This is a genomic window from Oryzihumus sp. (genome assembly GCF_036391795.1).
Taxonomy (GTDB): domain Bacteria; phylum Actinomycetota; class Actinomycetes; order Actinomycetales; family Dermatophilaceae; genus Oryzihumus.
Genome location: NZ_DASVZH010000240.1, coordinates 1 through 19930, shown reverse-complemented (window position 1 = coordinate 19930; position 19930 = coordinate 1). Strand labels below are relative to the sequence as shown.

The window sequence follows — 19930 nt, the reverse complement described above, 5'->3', positions numbered from 1 at the left end:
TCTGGTGTGGTGTCCGGAGGGGGACTTGAACCCCCACGCCCGATAAAGGGCACTAGCACCTCAAGCTAGCGCGTCTGCCATTCCGCCACCCGGACGAGGGTGAGTGTCGGTGCGCCCTGCGGCGTTCCAACGGGTCGGAACGATAGCACGCACCGAGGGGCATCTCCGAACCCGCCATCCGGCCCCCGAATAGGGTGGAGGCCATGACCTCCAACGATGCTCGCGCCACGTCCGTCGCCCCCGAGGACGAGGTCGTGCGGATCTGCCAGGACCTCATCCGCATCGACTCGACCAACTACGGCGACGGCAGCGGGCCGGGGGAGCGCAAGGCGGCCGAGTACGTCATGGGCCAGCTCGCCGAGGTCGGCCTTGACCCGCTGTACGTCGAGAGCGAGCCGGGGCGTGCCAGCGTCCTCGTGCGCGTCGAGGGGCAGGACTCCTCCCGCCCGGGCCTGGCCGTCCACGGCCACCTCGACGTGGTGCCCGCCAACGCGGCGGACTGGCAGGTCGACCCGTTCGCCGCGGAGGTCCGCGACGGCTGCGTCTGGGGGCGCGGTGCGGTCGACATGAAGGACATGGACGCGATGATCCTGGCCAACCTGCGCCACCTCGCCCGCACGGGCACGACACCGCCGCGCGACCTGGTGTTCGGCTTCTTCGCCGACGAGGAGGCCGGCGGCGTCAAGGGCAGCCACTGGGTGGTCGACCACCACCCCGAGGTCTTCGAGGGCGTCTCCGAGGCGATCAGCGAGGTCGGCGGCTACAGCGTCACCGTGCCCGCCAGGGACACCGGTGAGCCGACCCGGGCCTACCTGCTGCAGACCGCCGAGAAGGGCATCGCCTGGCTGCGGCTGCGCGCCCACGGCCGGGCCGGCCACGGGTCGGTGCCCAACACCGAGAACGCCGTGGTCCGCCTGGCCGAGGCGGTCGCCCGGATCGACGCGCACGTCTGGCCGCGGGAGTACATCGCCTCGGTCCGGGCGCTGCTCGACGGCCTGAGCACGATCACCGGCACGCCGTATGACGACCGGTCGCCCGAGCAGCTGCTGGCCCACCTCGGCGGGGCCCGGGGCTTCGTCCAGGGCACGCTTCAGGACACGGCGAACTTCACCATGCTCGACGGCGGCTACAAGCACAACGTCATCCCGCAGAGCGCCACGGCCTCGCTGGACTGCCGCTTCCTGCCCGGCCACGAGGAGGACCTGATGTCGGTCATCCGCGAGCTCGCGGGTGAGCACGTCGAGGTGGAGGTCGTGCACCGGGACATCGCGCTGGACGCCCCGTTCGAGGGAACTCTGGTCGACCGGATGAAGCGGGCGCTGCTCGCCGAGGACCCGGGTGCGGCCATCCTGCCGTACTGCCTCTCCGGCGGGACCGACAACAAGGCGCTGAGCCGGCTGGGCATCACCGGCTACGGGTTCGCGCCGCTGCGGCTGCCGGCCGACCTCGACTTCGCCCCGATGTTCCACGGCATCGACGAGCGCGTGCCACTGGACTCGCTGCGCTTCGGGGCGCGAGTGCTGCAGCGGCTGCTGGCCGACTGCTGAGTCGTCACTGCGGGTGACGGCCCGCTTCCCCCCGTGGGGTACGTCACCTGACGTGTCCAGCCTTCGTTGACCCCGTCACCGGACAACGCGCCCCCGGGCGCGCACACGAACTGGGGGGTCAACACGATGTCTCGTGATCTGTTCAACGCGGCGCTGCGCGGGGCCGCAGCCGTGGGCCTGGCGGGTGGGGCCGTCCTGGCCTTCGCGGGGGGTGCCCGGGCCGACGGCTTGCCGCTGCCGCCGCCCGTACCGTCGTTGCCGGCGTCCTCGTTGCCGGCGCAGACCTCGTCCTCGGCGCCGAAGCTGCTGCCAGTCTCCGCCGACCTCAACCTGCCCATCCTGACGCAGGCCCCGACGCCGCCGGCCTCCCCGCTGCCCAGGGTGTCCGGCGCGCCGGCGCCCGCCCCGCTCGTGCACGGGCTGAGGCAGGTCAGCGTCGGGGTCAAGGGCGCGCTCGACCAGGTGGGGCAGGCGACCGCGGGCACGCCGCTGTCGGTGCTCGACACCGGCGGCGCCGCGGCGAGGCTGGCGACGGTCACCGTCGACGCCACCCCGCTGGCCACGGCCTGCGTGCAGGCCACCGGCACGGGCACGGCCCTGGCCAACCTCGACCTGACCGCCCTCGGCACCGACTTGGGCACCCCGGTGCAGCAGACGCTGCCCGGCGTCGTCAGCGCGTGCCCGGCGGGCACCGGCCAGGGCGCCGGATCCGGCACCGGCACCGGCACCCCCGGCACCGACACCGTAGCCACGGCGGGCGCCACCGCCGGCAGCCTCGTGGGGGCCTGCGCCCGGCTGACCACCTCCCTCGTGCCCGTCGAGAGCACCGTGGTGGTGCTCGACCAGGACCTGGTCACCTCGCTGACGAAGGCGGGCCTGCCGCTCGAGCAGCTCATCGTGCCCTGCCCCACCGACAGCAAGGGCGGTGGGGCAGGGGGTGGCTCCGGCGCTGGCACGGGTGGGGCCGGCGGTGGCAACGGTGGCTCCGGCGGGGGGTCCGGCAGCTCCGGCGCCGGTGGGTCGAGCTCGGCCGCCAGTGACGTCCCCTCGCTCGGGGGCAGCCTGCCCTTCACCGGCGCGCAGGTCTCGCTCTTCCTGGTTCTGGCCTCGGCCCTGCTCGCCTCCGGCGCGACGCTGGTCGCCAGGGCCCGCCGTGCCGGCGCCACCGTGGCGCGACTGGTCTGACACCGCACCACACGACGCCACCGGGTGGCCCCTCGTGGGGGAGGGGCCACCCGGTGGCGTCGTCAGGGTGCGGGTCGGGGACGGTTCCCGGCCCGTCGGGGGCTCAGGCGGTGCGCTGGGCGCGGATGATGCGGCGGCGCAGCCACGCCCGCCGGGCGCCGCCGAGGTAGAGCCGCATCCGGGAGAGCTCCCAGTGGCCGTACTCGGCATGTTCGGTGATGACACGACGGACGTCCCCGCGGGACATGTCGCGGGGGAAGCTCAGGACGCGCCACTCGTACTCGACCACCCTGCCCATTCTGGACCAGAACCCGCTACCTTCAAGGCATGACCGCCGATCCGCGCGCCGCCCTTGCCACGTTCGTGGCTGCCCTCGAGCGCCATCTGGAGGCCTCCGCCTCGCGGCGGGGTGAGAATGACCCGACGGTGGTCGCGGCCTACCAGGACCTGGCGGACGCCTTCGACGACTACGACGACGCCCTCCTCGACGCCTACGGCGAGGTCACGCCGCTGGAGATCTACAGCGGGCCCTTCGACGACGAGGACCTCGACGAGGACGACGACGAGCTCGACGACCACGACGACGAGGACGGCGACGGCGGGGTCTACCTCGGCCTGGACGACTCCGACTACGAGGAGACGCCGGCGCGCTGAGCCGGCCGACTCAGGACGACACGTCGTCCAGGGCCTGCACGAGCTCCGGCGGCAGCGACAGCGACTCGCTGGCCAGGGCCGTGCGCAGCTGCTGCAGCGTGCGCGCCCCCACCACCGGCGCCACGACCCCGGGCCGGTCCCGCACCCAGGCCAGGGCGACCTCGGCCGGGGACACCTCCATCCCGCGCGCGGCGATGACCAGGGCGTCGACGACCTGGGCGGTGCGGTCGCCCAGGAACCGGCTGGTGAAGCCCGGGTAGTCGCGCGAGGCCGCGCGCGAGTCCGCCGGTATGCCGTGCCGGTACTTGCCGGTCAGCACACCCCGGGCCAGCGGGGACCACGGCATGAGGCCGAGGCCCAGCGCGTCGGCGGCCGGTGCCACCTCGTCCTCGGCCCTGCGGGTCAGCAGTGAGTACTCAATCTCGTTGGCCACCAACGGGATCGAGCGCGCGGACATGAGTGTGGCGGCATGGGCGCTCTGCCAGCCGGAGTAGTTGGAGACCCCCACGTAGCGGGCACGGCCGCTGGTGACGGCCCACTCCAGCGCCGACAGCGTCTCCTCGAGCGGCGTGTCCGCGCTCCAGGCGTGCACCAGCCACAGGTCGACGTAGTGGGTGCCAAGCCGCTCCAGCGAGGTGTCCAGCTGGTTCATCAGGGCCCGGCGGGAGGTGTCCACGACCCGCTCGCCCGAGCGCCGGGAGATGCCCGCCTTGGTGCAGATCGCGAGGTCCTCGCGCTCGACCAGGTCACCCAGGAAGCTGCCCAGGGCCTGCTCACTGAGCCCATCGGCATACCCGTGGGCGGTGTCGACGAGGTCGCCCCCGGCGTCGAGGAACGCCGCCAGCTGGTCGCGGGCCTCGTCGGGGTCCGTCTCGCGGCCCCACGTCATCGTGCCGAGCGCCAGGCGCGACACCGACAGCCCTGACCGGCCCATCCTCCTGTGGTGCATGTCTCGGACTGTATCGACGCTGCCCCCTCCCCACGGTGGAGCCCCGCCGATAGCCTCCCGGCCATGAAACTCGGTCTGAACCTTGGCTACTGGGGCGCCGGCAACGACGCCGACAACATCGCACTCGCCAAGGAGGCGGACCGGCTGGGCTACTCGGTGGCCTGGGTGGCCGAGGCCTACGGCTCGGACACGCCCACGGTGCTGGCCTGGGTGGGGGCCCAGACCGAGCGGATCGACCTCGGCGCCGCGGTGATGCAGATCCCGGCGCGCACGCCGGCGATGACCGCGATGACGGCCGCGACGCTGGACACCCTCTCCGGTGGCCGGTTCCGGCTTGGCCTCGGCGTGTCCGGCCCCCAGGTCAGCGAGGGGTGGCACGGGGTGCGCTTCGACGCCCCGCTGGGCCGCACGCGCGAGTACGTCGACATCGTGCGGATGGCCCTGCGCCGCGAGACGGTGCGCTACGACGGCAAGCACTACACGCTGCCGCTGCCTGACGGCCCCGGCAAGGCGCTGAAGCTGACCGTGCACCCGGTCCGGGAGACCATCCCGGTCTACCTGGCCGCAGTCGGACCGAAGAACCTCGAGCTGGCCGGCGAGATCGCCGACGGCTGGCTGGCGATCTTCTTCAGCCCGGAGAACGCCAAGGAGCTGCTCGAGCCGCTGCGCGCGGGCGCGGCGAAGGCGGGCAAGGGCACCGAGGCCGACCCGCTGGCCGGCTACGACATCGTGCCCACCGTGCCGGTCGTGCTCGGCGACGACCTCGAGGCGGCTGCCGAGCCACTGCGCCACTACACCGCGCTCTACATCGGCGGTATGGGCTCCCGGGAGAAGAACTTCTACAACCAGCTCGCCGTGCGGATGGGCTATGAGGAGGCGGCCGCGAAGGTGCAGGAGCTGTACCTCGCGCGGCAGCACCGGGACGCCGCGGCGGCGGTGCCGCTGGAGCTCATCGACCGGACCGCTTTGATCGGCCCGCGTGACCGGGTCAGGGAACGCCTCGTACGCTACGCCGAGGCCGGCGTGTCGACCCTGACGATCTCGCCGTTCGCCGGCTCCCTCCAGGAGCGCGTGCACGTGGTGCGAACCATGGCCGAGCTGCTGGGCGAGACCGGTCTGGGCGACTAGCCCGACGACGACCCCGTCCAAACCCAGGCGAAAGCGAGCCCGTGGAGCACCTCACCTACCTCGACTCACTGGTCCTCGGCATCGTGGAGGGGCTCACCGAGTTCCTGCCGGTGTCCTCGACCGGCCACCTGACGATCACCGAGAAGCTGCTCGGGCTCAACGTCGACGACAAGGCCGTCACGGCCTACACGGCGATCATCCAGATGGGCGCGATCGTCGCGACCTTCATCTACTTCGCCAAGGACATCGCGCGCCTGCTCGGCGCCTGGTTCGCGGGGCTGCGCGACTCGCGCCAGCGCTCCGACCACGACTACCAGCTGGCGTGGGCGGTCATCGTCGGCTCGATCCCGGTGGGGATCGTCGGCTTCCTGGCCAAGGACCTCATCACCGGCGCCCTGCGCAGCCTGTGGGTCGTGGCCGCCGCGCTCATCCTCTGGAGCGCGGTGATGTTCGTCGCCGAGGTCCGCAACAAGGAGCTCGCCCGTCAGGGGCTGCACCGCGGGGAGGGGTCGATCACGCTGCGTGACGGCCTCATCATCGGCGTGTGGCAGTGCTTCGCGCTCATCCCGGGCATCTCCCGCTCCGGTGCCACGATCTCCGGCGGCCTGCTGCGCGGCATCGACCGCGTCACCGCGACGCGCCTGTCCTTCTTCATGGCGATCCCGGCGCTGACCGCGGCCGGCCTGTTCGAGCTCAAGGACGTCGACCCCAAGGTCGTCGGGGTCGGGCAGCTGCTCCTCGGCGTCATCGTCTCCTTCGTGGTGGCCTACGCCTCGATCGCCTGGTTGCTCAAGTTCGTCGCCGGGCACCGGATCACGGCATTCGTCTGGTACCGCATCGGCCTCGGCCTGCTGCTCATCATCGCCCTGTCGGCGGGCGTCCTGAGCGCGACCTGAGACTGCTGCCTCGACCGGACCCACGAAACGGCCCGTCCAGCCCCCCTCCGCGGGGCCCGGACGGGCCTTTTCGTGCGTCTGGTGTCGCCTGTGGAGCGGGTCTACGCGTGTGACCCCGCGTCGATCGTGTCGAGGTCGCGTACGGCGTAGCGGTGGTGCTCCCACTCCTCCTCGAGGATCACGTGCAGGCAGGAGAGGGTGGTCTCCGGGCGGTCGGGATCATGGGGGTTACGGCGAGCCGCGGCCAGCTCGTCCGAGGTGACCGTGGCGAGGAGATCGCGCACCATCGCGACACGTCCCGCCCGGACCTCGAGCACCTCGGCGTACGAGGGCGTGGCTGTCGCGAAGACCGCCCTGTCGTTGCCGTCGGTCTCGTACTCCGCGTTCGGCTGGCCGATGGGGTGGTAGGGCTGTTCGAGCCCCAGGATCGCCCGGCCCAGCCAGGTGTCCGTGGCCATGACCAGGTGTCGCAGGGTCTGCGCGAACGACCACTCGCCGCCCACTGAGAGGTCGACGGTGCCGGCCGGCATCGTCGCGACGCGCTCGAGGGTGGCCGCCCACGTGCGCTCGAGCACGGCCCAGGCCGCGCGCAGGCCGTCCGGATCCTTGGCGCGACGCTCGGCGCGGCCCGGGAAGCGGCGGTTGAGCTCGGCGTCGACGAGGGGAGCGACGTCGACACCGTTGACGCGCAACGAGCTCTCGCCGTCGAGGAGCCACGGCGCGTCGATGTCCACCTCCGCCACGTCGACGCCACGCATCACGGCGCCGGACAGGTCAGCCCCGACGAAGCGGGCGCCTCGCAGGTCTGCGTCGAGGAACTCCGCGCCCTGGAGCTCGTCGGACCGGGTGAAGGTCGCCATGACGGGACCTTCTCACGCCGGGCCTGCGCCGGCGCCTGCTTCCGCGGAAGCCCCCACCCGGGAACGGGCCCCGTCAGAGCCAGCCGGACCGGCGGAAGGCGCGGTAGAGGCCCATGCAGGACAGGGCCATGACCGCCACGACGCCGAAGTAGCCGTAGTGCCAGCGCAGCTCGGGCATGTTGTCGAAGTTCATGCCGTAGATCCCGGCGATCATCGTCGGCACCGCGGCGATGGCGACCCAGGCCGAGATGCGCCGCATGTCGTCGTTCTGCTGGACCGAGATCTGCGCGAGGTGCGCGTTGAGCACGTCCGTGAGCAGCCGGTCGTAGGACTCCGCGTGGTCGTTGACCCGCAGCAGGTGGTCGGAGATGTCGCGGAAGAAGGGCCGGGACTCGTCCTTCATCCCGGGCAGGCCCTCGTCCTCGGCCAGGCGACGCAGCGGGTCGGCCAGCGGCACGGTGGCGCGCTTGAACTCCAGCACCTCGCGCTTGAGGGCGTAGATGCTCGGGGCGTGCACCTCACGGGAGCCGGAGAACACCTGGCGCTCGATCCGGTCGAGGTCCTCCTCGACCTCGGTGTCGATGAGCGTGTAGTTGTCGACGATCGAGTCCATGACCGAGTACGCCACCGCCAGCGGCCCGTGCTCGAGGTGCTCGGGGGAGTGCTCCAGCCGCGAGCGGACCCCCGCCAGGGGGTTGGCCTCGCCACGGCGGACGGTGACCACGAACTGGTCGCCGACGAAGAGCATGACCTCACCGGTCTCGATGTCGGAGGTGGCCTCGACGTAGCGCAGGGTCTTCAGCACGATGAACAGCGACCCGTCGTAGACCTCGAGCTTGGGGCGCTGGTTGCCCTTGACGGCGTCCTCGACCGCCAGCGGGTGCAGCTGCAGCTCATCGTTGACGAGGGCGAACTCGGCGTCGGTGGGGTCCTTCAGACCGATCCAGATGAAGCCCTCGCCACGCCGGCGCAACAGCTCCAGCTCGTCGCTGAGGTCTCCACAGTGCATGCGCTTGCCGTCCCGGTAGACAGCCTGGTCCACGATCACGAGGCAATGTCACCACGCTTTGCGCACGGAGGCGAACACCCGGCATACAGTGGCGTCCGTGCCGATCTGCCTGCTCGTGCGCCACGGGCGCACCACTGCCAACGCGAGCGGGACCCTGGCCGGCTGGACCCCCGGGGTGGGGCTGGACGACGTCGGCCGGCAGCAGGCCCGCGACCTGGCCGGGCGGCTGCGCGAGGTGCCGGTCGTGCGTCTGGTGAGCAGCCCGCTTCAGCGCTGCCAGGAGACCGCCAAGGAGCTCCTCGAGGTGATGGAGGGGGTGGCCCTGGACGTCGAGGAGGCCTTGGGCGAGTGCCGTTACGGGGCGTGGACCGGGGGCCGGCTGCAGGACCTGGCCCAGGAGCCGTTGTGGCGGGTGGTCCAGGACCAGCCCAGCGCCGCGCGCTTCCCCGACGGTGAGGAGTTCCCGGGGGAGTCCATCGCCCAGATGCAGCACCGTGCCGTGGAGGCCGTGCGTGCCGTGGACGCAGCCGTGGAGCAGGAGCACGGGCCGGACGCGCTGTGGCTGCTCGTGTCCCACGGTGACGTCATCAAGTCGGTCCTCGCCGACGCCGCCGGCACGCACCTGGACCACTTCCAGCGGATCGTCGTGGACCCGGCCTCGCTGTCGGTGGTGCGCTACACCGTGCGGCGGCCGTTCGTCCTGCGGGTCAACGACGCCGGCGCCGACCTGCGCTCGATCGTCCCGCCCCCTCGTCCTCCCGAGACCTCCGGGGACGACCGCCCCGACACGACGGGGGACGCCGCCGTCGGCGGGGGCGCAGGCACCGCGGACTAGGCTCGAGCCATGCCGGTGATCGACTTCGACCCGCCCGACCGCTTCGTCGCGGGCACCGTGGGCCCGCCCGGGCAGCGCACCTTCTTCCTCCAGGCCAGCTCGGGGCGCCGCCTCGTCAGCGTGTCGCTGGAGAAGCAGCAGGTGAGCCTGCTCGCCGACCGCATCAACGACCTGCTCGACGACTTCGCCGGGGGGTCGGCGACCGAGGCCGTCGCGGCCGAGGTCGAGGACAACGCCCCGCTGGACACCCCGATCGAGGACGAGTTCCGCGTCGGCAGCATGAGCCTCGCCTGGGACGCCGGTCGCGAGGTCGTCATCCTCGAGTGCCACGACAACGACGAGCCGGTCGAGGTCGACGAGGAGGGGGACATCGTCGCGCCTCCCGGACCGGAGGGGGAGGAGCCGACCATGCTGCGGGTGGCGATGGCGCCCGCCGCCGCCCGTGCGTTTGCGCGTCGCTGCGCCTCCCTGGTCGCGGCCGGCCGCCCGCCGTGCCCGTTCTGTGGTGGCCCGCTCGACTCGACCGGTCACATCTGCCCGCGCGCGAACGGCTACAAGCGCTGAGCGCTGAGCGGACGCCGCCGAGCACCGCGGACGAGGTGTCCGCGGTGCTGGAGCTGCTCACCCTCGGCGAGATCGAGGTGCAGGGCCGGCTGGTCGACGCCTCCAACCTGGCACTGCTCACGACCGTCGAGCACGCGGGCCGCACCGCCCACGCGATGTACAAGCCGGTCCGGGGCGAGCGGCCCCTGTGGGACTTCCCGGAGGGGACGCTCGCCGGACGGGAGACGGCCGCGTGGGTGGTCTCCGAGGCCGGCGGCTGGGGGGTCGTCCCGCCGACGGTCCTGCGCGACGGTCCGCTGGGGCCCGGCTCGGTGCAGCTGTGGATCGGCCCGGCGGAGGAGGACGTCGACCTGTCCGCGCAGGAGGTCCTCATCGACGTGGTCCCGAGGTCGCAGGTGCGCCCGGGCTGGCTGCCGGTGTTCGAGGGCGAGACGCACGGGGGCGAGCCCGTGGTCGTGGTGCACGCCGACCGCCCGGACCTGGCCAGCACCGCTGTCCTGGACGCGGTGATCAACAACGCCGACCGCAAGGGCTCGCACCTGCGGCTGGAGGCCGGGAGCCTGTGGGGCTTCGACCACGGCGTCAGCTTCAACGTCGAACCCAAGCTGCGCACCGTGTTGTGGGGGTGGATGGGCCAGCCGCTGCCCGAGCGTGACCTGGAGCGGCTGGGGGGTCTCGCGACCGAGTTGGCCGCCAACTCCTCGCCGGTGCGCACCGCCCTGGCGCCCCTGCTCACCGTCGAGGAGGTCGAGGCGCTGCGGGCGCGGGTGAGCCGCCTCCTCGGGCGCGGCCGCTTCCCCCGTCCCGGTGGCGGCTGGCCGGCCGTCCCGTGGCCACCACTGTGAGGGCCGCCGGTTAGGCTTCGCGGGTGATCTCCTGGCCGATGCCCTCCCTGCCCGCGATCCCCGGAACGGGCCTGCCCGTGCGCGTGTTCGACACCGCCGCGGGCGTGGTGCGCCCCCTGACGCCCGGGCCCGTGGCGCGGATGTACGTCTGCGGCATCACGCCCTACGACGCGACGCACATCGGCCACGCGGCCACCTACGTCACGTTCGACCTGCTCGGCCGCGCGCTGCGCGACGCCGGGCACCAGGTGGTCTACGTCCAGAACGTCACCGACATCGACGAGCCGCTGCTCGAGCGCGCCCAGCGTGACGGGGTCGACTGGCGCGAGCTGGCCGAGCAGGAGACCGCACTGTTCCGCGAGGACCTCACCGACCTGGCGGTCATCCCCCCGGACCACTTCGTCGGCGCGGTGGAGAGCATCCCCGCGGTGGTGGAGTCGGTGAGCAAGCTGCTCGTCGACGGCACGGCATACCGCGTCCCGGTGCCCGACGGCGAAGGTGAGCCGGGGGCGAGCGACGTTTACTTCGACCTGTCCACCCAGCCCGGCTTCGGCCAGGTGTCGTCCTGGGACCGCGAGCAGATGATGGCCGTCTTCGCCGACCGCGGTGGTGACCCCGACCGCGCCGGCAAGCGTGACGCCCTCGACCCGTTGCTGTGGCGGGCCGCCCGCGAGGGTGAGCCGTCGTGGGAGGGCGGTGACCTTGGTGCCGGCCGGCCGGGCTGGCACATCGAGTGCACCACCATCGCCCTCGAGCACCTCGGCATGGGCTTCGACGTGCAGGGCGGCGGCACCGACCTGGTCTTCCCACACCACGAGATGTCGGCCGTCCAGGCGAGCGGCCTGACCGGCACCGAGCCGTTCGCCCGGGCCTACGTGCACCAGGCGATGGTCGGGCTGCACGGCGAGAAGATGAGCAAGTCGCGGGGCAACCTGGTGTTCGTCTCCGCGCTGCGGGCCGAGGGGGTGGACCCCATGGCCATCCGCCTCGCCCTGGTCGCGCACCACTACCGCACCGAGTGGGAGTGGTCCGACGAGGTGCTCGCCGAGGCGCAGGAGCGCCTGGCCACATGGCGAGAGGCGTTGTCCGTCAACGCCGGCCCTGACGCGACGGCGACCCTCGAGCGCCTCCGGGAGTGCCTCGCCGACGACCTCGACGGCCCCGGCGCCGTGACCGCGGTCGACCGGTGGGCCAAGGAGTGCCTCTCCCGCGGTGGCGAGGACCCGGCCGCGCCCGGTCTCGTGGCGCGCGCCCTGGACGCCCTGCTCGGCATCCGCGTCTGACGCGCACCCACCCTGGACACGACGAAGGCCCCGCGGTCACCGCGGGGCCTTCGTCGTCTCAGGTCAGCTGACGTGGATCGTCACGTTGGAGCTGGCCGCCCCGACGTGGTCGGCGTCGGCGTTCTTGACCACCCGCAGGACGTAGGCCGCTCGCAAAGTGGGCTTCCAGGCCATCGAGTAGGTACTCGTGGACGAGAGCACCTTGCTGGTGACCGTCGTCCACTTGCCGCTCCCGAGGTAGCGCTGGAGGTAGACGTACTGACCCGCGTGGTTCGGGGACACGGTGCCGGACAGGGTCACCGTGTGCCCGAGCGTGAACGACGTCGAGCTGGCCTTCACCGACACCGTCGGCGCCACCCAGACCGTGGTGGCGGACCAGGTGTGGGCGTAGGGCGCGCTGTCGTTGAACTTCACCAGGTAGTCCTCGTTCCGGGTCGGCCGCAGGCCGGTGAACGAGTAGTTGCCGTGGTAGCTCGTCGTGGAGACCCTGACGGGCGAGCCCCACGCGGAGGTGCCGTGGGCGCGCTGGTAGAGCAGCACCGGTGCGCCGTTGATCCAGCTCGTCGTGCCCGCCACGGTGAGCGCGCCGGAGACCGTCGCGGCGCCGCCGTAGGCCACGGTGAGCGGCTTGGTCACCGACAGCGTCGTGGCGTTGCAGGTGTAGAGCTTGACGTCGTCGACGTACCAGCCGTAGCTGCCGTAGGAGTAGCCGGACGCGCCGATCGCGAACCGCAGGCGCACGGACTTCCCGGCAAGGCTGCCGAGGTTGAGGCGCGTCGCGGTGTAGCCGGCGCTGGTGCCCACGAACGCCTCCTTGGCCTGCAGTGCGCTGTTGGAGGCGTCGACGACACCGGTGTAGCCGTTGGCCTCCATGAGCGGGCCGGCGTCGACCCACCCGGTCTCGTTGGTGAGGCTGGCGTTGGGGTCGGTGGTGTACTCCACCCGGCCGCCGTCGTCGGTGTAGTGGTTGCCCGTGGGGTTGCCGTACTCGTCGTACTCGTCGAACTCGTCGAAGGCGTAGGAGTGGGCGAACCACAGGTAGGTGTTGACCGTGGGCACGAAGGCGTCGCCCCCCGACTGGTAGCGCAGGGTGGCGGTCGTCAGCACCGCCGTGTTGGTCGAGTTGCCCTTCGGGTCGTCGCCCCACATGTTGCCCCGGCCCTGGTGGGGGTAGATCCCATACTCCGGGGGAGCGGTGAACCAGTTGCGCTCCGCGGCCAGCGGCGACGTGGACGCGGTCCGCCACTTGCCGGCGCTGGCGGTGGGGTCCTCGAAGTCGTCCGACCACGTGACCTTGGGCTGGCCGCCGTTCACGCACATGGCGGCGGCGGGCCGGGCGGCCGCGCCGGGCACGACCGGGGCCTGGGACATCTGGGTGGCGTCGACGGCGTGCTGCACAGCCGTGCAGTCGGCGTTGTTGAAGGTGAAGCTGCCCCCCGGGCGGGTGACCGGGCTGACCGCCACGAGCGCGTTGCAGGCCTGCGGGAGCAGGTTGGCCAGGTCGGCGTAGGTGGCCGACATCGGCAGCATGCGCTGCACCGTGTAGTAGAGGTTGGCGACCTTCTCCAGCACCTGGTTGCGGTCCACACCCGCCGCGGTGACGTCCAGCCCGGCGTTGTCGGTCATGCCGGTGAAGGAGTGGCCGTTGAAGGCGGTGCCGGGCTCCAGGTGGGTGCCCTCGGCGATGAGGTAGGCGGCCTTGTTGCCGACGCCGCTGTTCTCGTGGACGCCGCCGGCGTCGACGACACCGTCCCCGGTGGCCCCGGAGAACCAGTACGTGCTGGTCATCGAGTCCGGCTGGGGCGGCATGGAGGACGGGTTGGCCACGTGCACGAACGTCGGGTCCTGCATGTTGCGCAGGTCGTGCAGGTTGCGGGCGTCCGCGGGGACGTCCTGGCCGATCATCCAGCGGTCAGCCGGTGCGACCGTGCCCTCGAGCTGGTCGACGAGCTCGCCCATGACGTCGGACAGCGACTCGTTGATGGCCCCGGACTGGTAGTAGTACAGCAGGCCCGAGGTGTACTGCGTGACCCCGTGGGTCAGCTCGTGACCCACCACGTCGAGGGCGCCGGGCAGGTCCTGGCCATAGACCATCTGCCTGCCGTTCCAGAAGGCGTTGTCGTAGGGGCACGCGCCGGCCGTGGGGCAGTACTGCACCGTCGACAGGATCGGCAGGTTGTTGCCGTCGATGCCGGCACGGCCCAGGACCGAGCGGTAGAACGTGTCGGTCGCCAGGGCGTTCTCGTAGGCCTTCTGGGCGTCACCTCCGGCGGTGGAGGGGTCGGGCACGACGTTGCTCGTGCAGTCCACGCTGGCCTGCCGGACCTCGTTGAAGTCGCACACCGTCTGGGGCGAGGCGTCCTGGTCGACCTCGCTGAAGTGCAGGGCCACGGTGCCGCGGTCGGCGTCGACGAGCACCAGCTCACGGACGTCGGGTCGTCCCGCGGCGGTGACCTCGGTGCGCCAGACCAGCGCCTGCGTGCGCGGACCGGGCGTGCCGAGCAGGCGCGAGTCGTAGACGGAGAGCACCGGCGCGGTCGCCCGCAGGTCGGACGGCCGGAGGTGCAGGCGGCGGGCCTGGCTGGCCGTGGCGGTGCTCGCGGCCGCGTCCGCGGTGACCCGGGGCGTGGTGTCCACCGTGGTGTCCGAGGTGTTCGCCGAGTAGGCGGTCAGCTGGTGGCTGCGGTCGAGCGAGACCGTGACGTCGCCGCCGAAGACCGGCACCCCGCCGGAGGTCTGCTGGTAGTGGACGGTGCTGCCCCAGGGCTGGTCGAGCACCCGGGCGGAGCGCACCGTCTGCTCGCCCACCCCGGTCAGCGGGGCGAGGTGGCGCAGGTATGCGCGGGCCGCCGCGTCCGCGGAGCCCGTCGCCGGCACGTCGGCCGGGCGCGTGACCACGCGCGCGTCCCCCGCGCCGATGAAGGTGACCCGACCGCTGCGCTGGTCGTGCGCGATACGGGCCTGTCCGCGGGTGCGCGACAGGAGCTCGCGCACCAGGTCGGATCGGTGGTCGCCGCTGCGGGCCCGGGCGGCCGGGGTGGCCGACGCGGAGCCGGCTCCGGGCAGCAGCGCCAGCGCGGCGGCGACGATGGTGACAACGGTGATGGAGCGTGTTGGACGGCGCCGGGCCACGTGTCATTTCCCCCTGTTTGATGCGGTCGGGGAGATGGTGACAGATGGTGCGTCCGACAGGAAGCGGAACCGGCCGTTTCACAGGGAGTGCGGCGACCTGACCCGCCGGGCGGGCAGGCTCGGCCAGGGCCGCGTCGGCTCGCGGAAGGGCTCAGCCGGCCGGGGGCTCGTCCCCGCGCCGGCGCAGGTAGCGCTCGAACTCGCGGGCGATCGCCTCGCCGGAGGCCTCGGGCAGCTCGGCGGTGTCCTGGGCCTGCTCGAGGGACTGGACGTACTCCGCGACCTCGTCGTCGGACTCGGCGAGCTCGTCGACGCCGTGCTCCCAGGCCCGCGCCTGGTCGGAGAGGTCAGCGTGCGGGAGCGTGGTGTCGAGCAGCTCCTCGATCCGGGAGACGAGGCCCAGCGTGGCCTTGGGGGAGGGGGTGCCGCCGGCGTAGTGGGGCACCGCGGCCCAGACGGACAGCGACGGCAGCCCGGCCTGGGTCGCCGCGTCGGCAAGGACGCCGACGATGCCGGTCGGCCCTTCGTACTTGCTCGGCTCGAGGTCGAAGCGGTGGATGACGTCCTCGTGGTCGGAGGTCACCGTGATCGGGATCGGCCGCGTGTGCGGCACGTCGGCCAGCAGCGCGCCGACCGTGATGAACGTGCCGACCCCCATCTGCTGGGCGAACTCGAGCAGCTCGATCGTGAAGCTGCGCCAGCGGGTCGAGGGCTCGATCCCCTGGATGAGGATGACGTCGCGGTCCATCGAGGTCGACGTGGCCAGCAGGATGCGGGTGGTCGGCCAGCTGATCCGGCGCTGGCCGTCCTCGAGGACCACGCGGGGACGGTTGACCTGGAAGTCGTAGTAGTCCTCGGGGTCGATCGCGGCGATCGGCTCGGCGTTCCAGACCTCGGCCAGGTGCTCGACCGCGGCGGTCGCCGCCTCCCCGGCGTCGTTCCAGCCCTCGAACGCGGCGATCATGACCGGGTCGCGCAGCTCCGGGATGTCCTCGAGCTCGATCACCGGTGGCCTCCTGTCGGTGCGCCTGCACCTGGTCGTGGCGTGCGCCACACGCAACGTGTGGTCTGACCAGACTACGGAATGCCCCCCCGGCGGGCATGCGGCCCGCCGATAGACTCTGGGCCGGTTCCCCGAGTGCGAAGGTCCACCACATTGAGCAGCCGCTCCGACCTCTTCCGCAAGGCCCTCTCCGAGCGTGTCCTCGTCGCCGACGGCGCCATGGGCACCATGCTCCAGGCCGCCGACCCCAGCCTCGAGGACTTCGAGGGGCACGAGGGCTGCAACGAGGTCCTCAACGTCACCCGTCCCGACATCGTGCGCAGCGTCCACGAGGCCTACCTCGAGGTCGGCGTCGACGCCGTCGAGACCAACACCTTCGGCGCCAACCTGGGCAACCTCGGCGAGTACGACATCCAGGACCGCATCTACGAGCTGGCCGAGGCCGGCGCGCGGATCGCCGCCGAGGCCGTGGCCGCGTGGTCCACGCCCGAGCACCCGCGCTTCGCCATCGGCTCGGTGGGGCCGGGCACCAAGCTGCCCTCCCTGGGGCACGTCCCCTTCGCGACGCTGCGCGATGCGTATGCCGAGCAGGCGCGCGGGCTCGTCGACGGCGGCGCGGATGTCATCCTCATCGAGACCAGCCAGGACCTGCTGCAGGCCAAGGCCGCGGTCATCGGCGCCAAGCGGGCGCTCCGGGCCGCCGGCGAGGACCTGCCGGTCATCGTGCAGGTCACCGTCGAGACGACCGGCACGATGCTCATGGGCTCCGAGATCGGCGCGGCGCTGACCGCCCTGGAGCCGCTGGGGAGCGACGCGATCGGCCTCAACTGCGCCACCGGCCCGACCGAGATGAGCGAGCACCTGCGCCACCTGGCCAAGCACGCCCGCATCCCCGTCACCTGCATGCCCAACGCGGGCCTGCCGATGCTGACCAAGGAGGGCGCGGCATACCCGCTGACGCCGCAGGAGCTGGCGGCGGCGCACGAACAGTTCACCGCGGAGTTCGGCCTGTCCCTGGTGGGCGGCTGCTGCGGCACCACGCCGGCCCACCTGGAGCAGGTCGTCAAGGCCGTCGGCGGCCAGCCCGTCGCGCCGCGCCGGCCCCGCCCCGAGCCGGGGGTGGCCTCGCTCTACCAGGCGGTTCCGTTCCGTCAGGACGCCTCGTTCCTGTCCATCGGTGAGCGCACGAACGCCAATGGTTCCAAGGCTTTCCGCGAGGCGATGCTCGACCAGCGATGGGACGAGTGCGTCGAGATCGCCCGGGACCAGACCCGCGACGGTGCGCACCTGCTCGACGTGTGCGTGGACTACGTGGGGCGCGACGGCGTCGACGACATGCGCTCGGTGGTCAGCCGGCTGGCGACCTCCTCGACGCTGCCGCTGGTGCTCGACTCCACCGAGCCCGCGGTCGTCGAGGCCGGCCTGGAGCTGCTCGGCGGTCGCGCGGTCGTCAACTCGGTCAACTACGAGGACGGCGACGGCGAGGGCTCCCGGTTCCGCCGGATCATGCCGGTGGTGCGCGAGCACGGCGCGGCGGTGGTCGCCCTGACCATCGACGAGGACGGTCAGGCCCGCACCCGCGAGCACAAGGTGGCCGTGGCCAACCGGCTGATCGAGGCGCTGACAGGCGAGTGGGGGATGCAGGTCAGCGACATCGTCGTCGACACCCTCACCTTCCCGATCGCCACCGGCCAGGAGGAGACCCGCCGCGACGCCATCGAGACGATCGAGGCGATCCGCGAGATCAAGCGGCGCCACCCCGACGTGCAGACGACGCTCGGTGTCTCCAACGTCTCCTTCGGCCTCAAGCCCGCGGCGCGGGTGGTGCTCAACTCGGTGTTCCTGCACGAGTGCGTCAAGGCCGGCCTGGACTCGGCGATCGTGCACGCCGCCAAGATCATCCCCGTGGCGCGCATCCCCGAGGACCAGCGCGAGGTCGCCCTGGACCTGGTCCACGACCGGCGTCGCTGGGCGGGGGAGCCCGGGGAGAGCGAGCTGCTCTACGACCCGCTGGCGCGGCTGCTGGAGCTCTTCGAGGGCGTGGACTCGGCCTCCCTCAAGGCTTCCCGGGCCGACGCGCTGGCCGCGCTGCCGCTGGAGAAGCGCCTGGAGCAGCGGATCGTCGACGGCGAGCGGCAGGGCCTCGAGGTCGACCTGCAGGCCGCCCTCGACAAGGGCCTGACCGCCCTCGACGTCATCAACGACAACCTGCTGGCCGGCATGCGCACGGTCGGTGAGCTGTTCGGCAAGGGCGAGATGCAGCTGCCGTTCGTGCTGCAGTCCGCCGAGGTGATGAAGGCCGCGGTGGCCTGGCTCGAGCCGCACATCGAGGGCTCCGGTGACGGCGCCCGGGAGGCCAAGGCCCGCATCGTCCTGGCCACGGTCAAGGGCGACGTCCACGACATCGGCAAGAACCTCGTCGACATCATCCTGAGCAACAACGGCTTCGACGTGGTCAACATCGGCATCAAGCAGCCGGTCTCGGAGATCATCCGCGCCGCCGAGGAGCACGACGCCGACGCGATCGGCATGAGCGGGCTTCTGGTGAAGTCGACCGTGGTCATGAAGGAGAACCTTGAGGAGCTCAACTCCCGTGGCCTGGCGGCGCGCTGGCCGGTGCTGCTCGGCGGGGCCGCCCTGACCCGGGCCTACGTCGAGAACGACCTCGCCGAGGTCTACGAGGGCCAGGTCCGCTACGCCCGCGACGCGTTCGAGGGGCTGCGCCTCATGGACGCCGTGGCGGCGGCCAAGACCAACCCGGAGCTGTCCGTCGAGGACGCGCTGCCGGAGCTGCGCAAGCGCCGGGTACGCCAGGTGGCGACGACGGAGACCGACGACGCGGCCCTCACGGACACGACGCGCTCGGACGTGGCGACCGACAACAGCATCCCGACGCCGCCGTTCTGGGGCACCCGGGTCGTCAAGGGGGTCGCGCTGGCCGACTACGCGGCCTACCTCGACGAGCGGGCGACGTTCCTGGGCCAGTGGGGCCTGAAGGGCTCCCGGGGCGAGGGCGGGCAGTCCTACGAGGAGCTCGTCGAGACCGAGGGCCGGCCGCGGCTGCGCATGTGGCTGGACCGCGTCAAGACCGACAACCTGCTCGAGGCGGCCGTGGTCTACGGCTACTTCCCCTGCTACAGCGAGGGCAACGAGGTCGTCGTCCTGCACCATGAGGGCGAGCTCGAGGGTCAGGAGCGGGCCCGGTTCCGCTTTCCGCGCCAGCGCCGCGACCGGCGCCTGTGCCTGGCCGACTTCTTCCGCAGCAAGGAGGCGTGGGAGGCCGACGGGCAGCCGGACGTCATCGCCTTCCACCTCGTCACCATGGGCGCCAAGGTGGCGGAGGCGACCGCGGAGCTGTTCTCCCGCAACGCCTATCGCGACTACCTCGAGCTGCACGGCCTGTCGGTGCAGCTGACGGAGGCGCTGGCGGAGATGTGGCACGCCCGGGTGCGTGAGGAGCTCGGGTTCGGCACCGAGGACGACCCGGAGCTCGGCGGCATCCTGCGCCAGGCCTACCGTGGGTCCCGCTACTCCTTCGGCTACCCGGCCTGCCCGGACCTCGAGGACCGGGCCACGCTCGTCGAGCTGCTCGACCCTTCGCGGATCGGCGTGAGCCTGTCCGAGGAGCTGCAGCTGCACCCCGAGCAGTCCACCGACGCGCTCGTCGTCCACCACACGGAAGCCAAGTACTTCAACGCGACATGAGTCAGCCCGCCGCTTCTTCGCACCTGCCCGCCGCCGTCCTGTGGGACATGGACGGCACCCTCGTCGACACCGAGCCGTACTGGATTGCCGAGGAGCATGCCCTCGTCGAGGCTCACGGGGGAGTGTGGACCGACGAGCACGCCCACCAGCTCGTCGGCAACGACCTGATGGTGTCCGCGGAGTACATCCGCGGACACTCGCCGATCTCGTTGTCCCCGTTGGAGATCATCGAGGAGCTGCTGGCCGGCGTGGTGCGACGCGTCAAGGAGCACGTCCCGTGGCGGCCGGGTGCCCGCGAGCTGCTCCACGGCCTGGTCGAGCACGGCGTCCCGTGC

At 72.0% G+C, this 19930-nt stretch carries 17 protein-coding genes and 1 tRNA gene; 11 read left to right on the top strand and 7 right to left on the bottom strand.

Features of this window, described 5'->3' with window-relative positions:
* Window positions 1-7: 7 nt before the first annotated feature.
* Window positions 8-95, bottom strand: a tRNA-Leu gene (locus VF825_RS14910).
* Between the two features lie 108 nt (window positions 96-203).
* On the opposite strand from VF825_RS14910, the gene VF825_RS14905 reads away from it, so the two are divergent.
* Together VF825_RS14905 and VF825_RS14900 are read left to right on the top strand one after the other, a co-directional pair.
* Window positions 204-1547 (top strand): M20/M25/M40 family metallo-hydrolase, encoded by a 1344-nt coding sequence (locus VF825_RS14905; protein ID WP_331114683.1) that lies wholly within the window; start codon window positions 204-206, stop codon window positions 1545-1547.
* A gap of 126 nt (window positions 1548-1673) precedes the next feature.
* A complete protein-coding gene (locus VF825_RS14900; RefSeq protein WP_331114680.1) occupies window positions 1674-2732 on the top strand; it encodes a hypothetical protein in 1059 nt (352 codons plus the stop codon).
* Between the two features lie 103 nt (window positions 2733-2835).
* Here the strand turns inward: VF825_RS14900 and VF825_RS14895 are convergent, their stop codons facing one another.
* The gene (locus VF825_RS14895) at window positions 2836-3030 is read right to left on the bottom strand and encodes a DUF5703 family protein (protein ID WP_331114678.1); all 195 of its coding nucleotides are present in this window, start codon (window positions 3028-3030) and stop codon (window positions 2836-2838) included.
* Window positions 3031-3059: 29 nt separating this feature from the next.
* Here VF825_RS14895 and VF825_RS14890 point away from each other — a divergent pair, with 29 nt between their 5' ends.
* The gene (locus VF825_RS14890) at window positions 3060-3386 is read left to right on the top strand and encodes a primosomal protein (RefSeq protein ID WP_141788191.1); all 327 of its coding nucleotides are present in this window, start codon (window positions 3060-3062) and stop codon (window positions 3384-3386) included.
* Window positions 3387-3396: 10 nt separating this feature from the next.
* On the opposite strand, the gene VF825_RS14885 is transcribed toward VF825_RS14890, so the two are convergent.
* Window positions 3397-4335: an aldo/keto reductase gene (locus VF825_RS14885; protein ID WP_331114675.1), complete on the bottom strand. Its 939-nt coding sequence runs from the start codon at window positions 4333-4335 to the stop codon at window positions 3397-3399.
* Between the two features lie 63 nt (window positions 4336-4398).
* Between VF825_RS14885 and VF825_RS14880 the strand changes: the two genes are divergently transcribed.
* Window positions 4399-5463: an LLM class F420-dependent oxidoreductase gene (locus VF825_RS14880; protein ID WP_331114673.1), complete on the top strand. Its 1065-nt coding sequence runs from the start codon at window positions 4399-4401 to the stop codon at window positions 5461-5463.
* Between the two features lie 41 nt (window positions 5464-5504).
* Window positions 5505-6359, top strand: a complete 855-nt coding sequence (locus VF825_RS14875; protein ID WP_331114671.1) for an undecaprenyl-diphosphate phosphatase — start codon at window positions 5505-5507, stop codon at window positions 6357-6359.
* A 101-nt stretch (window positions 6360-6460) separates the two neighbouring features.
* Here VF825_RS14875 and VF825_RS14870 read toward each other — a convergent pair whose 3' ends face one another.
* Both VF825_RS14870 and corA read right to left on the bottom strand, forming a co-directional pair.
* Entirely contained in the window at window positions 6461-7219 is a 759-nt protein-coding gene (locus tag VF825_RS14870) for a DinB family protein (RefSeq protein ID WP_331114670.1), read from the bottom strand.
* A 73-nt stretch (window positions 7220-7292) separates the two neighbouring features.
* Window positions 7293-8267 carry a magnesium/cobalt transporter CorA gene (gene corA / locus VF825_RS14865; protein ID WP_331114669.1) on the bottom strand — a complete coding sequence of 325 codons (975 nt, stop codon included), beginning with the start codon at window positions 8265-8267 and terminating at the stop codon, window positions 7293-7295.
* 58 nt (window positions 8268-8325) lie between these two features.
* Here corA and VF825_RS14860 point away from each other — a divergent pair, with 58 nt between their 5' ends.
* The 4 genes from VF825_RS14860 to mshC are packed head-to-tail and all read left to right on the top strand — an operon-like array spanning window position 8326 to window position 11755.
* Entirely contained in the window at window positions 8326-9063 is a 738-nt protein-coding gene (locus VF825_RS14860) for an MSMEG_4193 family putative phosphomutase (RefSeq protein ID WP_331114668.1), read from the top strand.
* 9 nt (window positions 9064-9072) lie between these two features.
* On the top strand, window positions 9073-9627 hold the full coding sequence (locus VF825_RS14855; protein WP_331114667.1) for a DUF3090 domain-containing protein: 555 nt from the start codon (window positions 9073-9075) through the stop codon (window positions 9625-9627).
* Between the two features lie 44 nt (window positions 9628-9671).
* Window positions 9672-10472, top strand: coding sequence for an SCO1664 family protein (locus VF825_RS14850; RefSeq protein ID WP_331114665.1), 801 nt, complete (start codon window positions 9672-9674; stop codon window positions 10470-10472).
* Between the two features lie 23 nt (window positions 10473-10495).
* Entirely contained in the window at window positions 10496-11755 is a 1260-nt protein-coding gene (gene mshC, locus VF825_RS14845; RefSeq protein WP_331114663.1) for a cysteine--1-D-myo-inosityl 2-amino-2-deoxy-alpha-D-glucopyranoside ligase, read from the top strand.
* A 63-nt stretch (window positions 11756-11818) separates the two neighbouring features.
* Here the strand turns inward: mshC and VF825_RS14840 are convergent, their stop codons facing one another.
* Together VF825_RS14840 and VF825_RS14835 are read right to left on the bottom strand one after the other, a co-directional pair.
* Window positions 11819-14887, bottom strand: coding sequence for a M4 family metallopeptidase (locus tag VF825_RS14840; RefSeq protein ID WP_331114661.1), 3069 nt, complete (start codon window positions 14885-14887; stop codon window positions 11819-11821).
* A gap of 151 nt (window positions 14888-15038) precedes the next feature.
* Window positions 15039-15893 (bottom strand): PAC2 family protein, encoded by an 855-nt coding sequence (locus VF825_RS14835; protein ID WP_331114659.1) that lies wholly within the window; start codon window positions 15891-15893, stop codon window positions 15039-15041.
* A 150-nt stretch (window positions 15894-16043) separates the two neighbouring features.
* On the opposite strand from VF825_RS14835, the gene metH reads away from it, so the two are divergent.
* Together metH and VF825_RS14825 are read left to right on the top strand one after the other, a co-directional pair.
* Complete coding sequence (gene metH, locus VF825_RS14830) at window positions 16044-19595, top strand: methionine synthase (protein ID WP_331114657.1); 3552 nt, start codon at window positions 16044-16046, stop codon at window positions 19593-19595.
* Window positions 19592-19930: HAD family hydrolase (locus tag VF825_RS14825; RefSeq protein ID WP_331114655.1), on the top strand; the 339-nt coding region annotated here is incomplete at its 3' end. The genes metH and VF825_RS14825, both read left to right, overlap by 4 nt.